The 2,821-nt window shown below is 74.2% G+C and carries 3 protein-coding genes; all 3 read left to right on the plus strand.

The features are described from left to right. A partial coding sequence (locus tag BN2279_RS07800) for a substrate-binding domain-containing protein (RefSeq protein ID WP_159037110.1) occupies window positions 1-627 on the plus strand: 627 nt, incomplete at its 5' end. Between the two features lie 34 nt (window positions 628-661). Further along, window positions 662-1,435 (plus strand): ATP-binding cassette domain-containing protein, encoded by a 774-nt coding sequence (locus BN2279_RS07805; RefSeq protein WP_234347593.1) that lies wholly within the window; start codon window positions 662-664, stop codon window positions 1,433-1,435. After that, window positions 1,426-2,622: a sugar ABC transporter permease gene (locus BN2279_RS07810; protein WP_059007810.1), complete on the plus strand. Its 1,197-nt coding sequence runs from the start codon at window positions 1,426-1,428 to the stop codon at window positions 2,620-2,622. The genes BN2279_RS07805 and BN2279_RS07810 overlap by 10 nt, the downstream gene beginning before the upstream one ends. Window positions 2,623-2,821 lie beyond the last annotated feature (199 nt).

Consider the following 2,821-nt stretch of genomic DNA (forward strand, 5'->3'; position numbering starts at 1 on the left):
GAGCGCGGGGATGCCGGGGGCGGGGACGACGGGCTGATCGTCATGATGAACGGCGCCTCGACCGATCCGAACTCGGCCCGGCTCGCGGACGGCGCCCTCGCCGTCCTCGGGGACCGGGTCCGGATCGGCGCCTCGTACGACACCGCGGGCTGGAACCCGCGCAACGCCTACGCCAACACCGCCGGAGCCATCGCCGCGCTCGGCCCGGACCGGATCGACGCCGTCTACGCGGCGAACGACGGCCTCGCCTCCGGGGTCGTCGCCGCCCTGAAGGCCGCCAGCATCGAGCCGCTGCCCCCGGTGACCGGGCAGGACGCCGACCTGGGGGCCGTGCAGCGGATCGTGGCGGGCGACCAGTACATGACCGTCTTCAAGGACTTCGCCGACCAGGCCGGGGCGGCGGCCGAGATGGCCGTCGCGCTGGGCCGGGGCGAGCCGCTCGACGACGTGGCCGGGGAGGTGGTCGCCAACGGGACGTCGGACGCCATCCCCGCCGTGCTCCTGACCCCGGTCCCGGTGACCGTCGACGACATCCGCGACACCGTCGTGAAGGCCGGCATGCTGACGGTCGAGCAGATCTGCACCCCGAGATATGAGACCGCGTGCGAGCGGGCCGGGCTCCGGTGAACGGGCCCCGGCCGCCCGCCGGAAGGGGGTGGATGTGTCACCGGCCCCCGAGCCCCTGCTGAGGGCGCGGCACGTCTCCAAACGGTTCGGCGCCGTGCGGGCGCTCACCGACGTGGGCCTGGAGCTGCGCGCCGGCGAGGTGATGGCCCTGGTGGGCGACAACGGCGCCGGCAAGTCCACGCTGGTCAGCGTCATCTCGGGCGCCGACCCGGCCGACGAGGGCGTCATCGAGTGGAAGGGCCGCCCGGTCCGCCTCGGCCACCCGTACGCCGCGCGCGAGCTGGGCATCGCGACCGTCTACCAGGACCTGGCGCTGTGCGAGAGCCTCGACGTCGTCGGCAACCTCTTCCTCGGCCGCGAGATCCGCCGGGCCGGTGTGCTGGACGAGGTCGCGATGGAACACCGCGCCCGCGCGCTGCTGGACACGCTGGCCTTCCGCGTCGCCAGCCTGCGGGTGCCGGTCTCGGCCCTGTCGGGCGGCCAGCGGCAGACCGTCGCCCTGGCCCGGGCGCTGCTCGGCGACCCGGAGCTCGTGCTGCTGGACGAACCGACCGCCGCGCTGGGCGTCGAGCAGACCGTCCAGGTCCTCGACCTCATCGAACGGCTCCGGGACCGGGGCCTCGCGGTGCTGCTGATCACTCACAACCTGGCCAACGTGAAGGCCGTCGCGGACCAGGTGACGGTGCTGCGGCTGGGCCGCAACAATGGCTTCTTCGACGTGAACACCACCTCGCAGGAGCAGATCACCTCCTCGATCACCGGCGCCACGGACAACACCGCGATGCGCGCCGCGCGGGCGTGGCCGTGAAGCCCGCCACGCCCGGCTGGGCGACGGAACTGACCCGCCGGGCCCGCGACGGGGAGCCCGGCTCGCTGCCGGTCGTGGCCGGTCTGGCCGCGATCTGGATCACCTTCCAGATCCTCGACAGCGCCTTCCTGTCGCCGCGCAACCTGTCCAACCTCGCCGTGGACGTCGCCGGAACGGGCCTGATCGCCGTCGGCATCGTCTTCGTGCTGCTCGTCGGGGACATCGACCTGTCGGTCGGCGCCGTCAGCGGCCTGTGCGCGGCCGTGTTCGCCGTGCTGAACGTCAACAACGGCATGGCCGAGTGGCTCGCCGTCCTCGTCGCCCTGCTCTTCGGGGCGGCGACCGGGGCGGTGCACGGGTTCTTCGTGGCGAAGGTCGGCGTGCCCGCGTTCGTCGTCACCCTGGCGGGCCTGCTGGCCTGGAACGGCCTGATGCTCCAGATCCTCGGCACCACCGGCACCATCAACATCGACGACGAGGGGCTGGTCGCCGGGCTGACCGGCCGCTACCTCGGCGGCGCCGTCCCCGCCTTCGGGCTGGCGGCGGTCACGGTGGGCGGGTTCTTCCTCGTGGCGTGGCGGCAGGCGCGGCGCCGCGCCGCCGCCGGGCTGCCGCACCGCCCGGCGGGGGAGATCGCCGCCCGGACGGCGGCGCTCGGCGTGCCGGTCTTCGCGTCGGCCTGGGTGCTCGCCGCGTTCCAGGGGCTGCCGGTCGCGCTGCTGATCTTCCTGGGCGCGGTCGCGGGCCTGGACTTCGTGCTGCGCCGGACCCCGTACGGGCGGTCGATCCGCGCGCTGGGCGGCGGCATGGAGGCCGCGCGCCGCGCCGGGGTGAACGTGGCGCGCGTACGGCTCTCCGTGTTCGTGATCGCCGGGGTGATGGCGGCGACGGGCGGGCTGTTCCTCACGTCGCGCATCGCCTCGGTGGGCCAGACGTCGGGCGGCGGCAGCCTGATCATCGACGTGATCGCCGCCGCCGTCATCGGCGGCACCAGCCTGTTCGGCGGGCGCGGATCGACGTGGTCGGCGCTGCTGGGCATGCTCGTCATCCAGTCGATCGCCTCGGGCATGGCCCTGCTCGGCATCCAGGTGGCCGTCCAGTTCATGATCACGGGCGGGGTGCTGCTCGCCGCCGTGGTCGTGGACTCCCTCTCCCGCCGCCTGCGGAAGTCGCACGGCCGGGCCTGACCGACGACCGACCGGCGACCGACCGGCACGGGCCCGCGGGCGGAGGGTCGGACGAAGAGGGCGGGGTCAGAGGCAGATGAACAGGAGCTGCACGAAGCAGTCGCCGCTGTCGTTGGGCCAGCCGAAGTCGTCGTCCTGTTCGCGCTCGGTGGGCGAGGGCGTGGGCCGGGGCGCCGGGGTGGTCCGCTCGGGCTCGGGG

Origin of the sequence: Streptomyces specialis (assembly GCF_001493375.1) — a bacterium.
In the GTDB taxonomy this organism is placed as follows: Bacteria; Actinomycetota; Actinomycetes; order Streptomycetales; family Streptomycetaceae; genus Streptomyces; species Streptomyces specialis.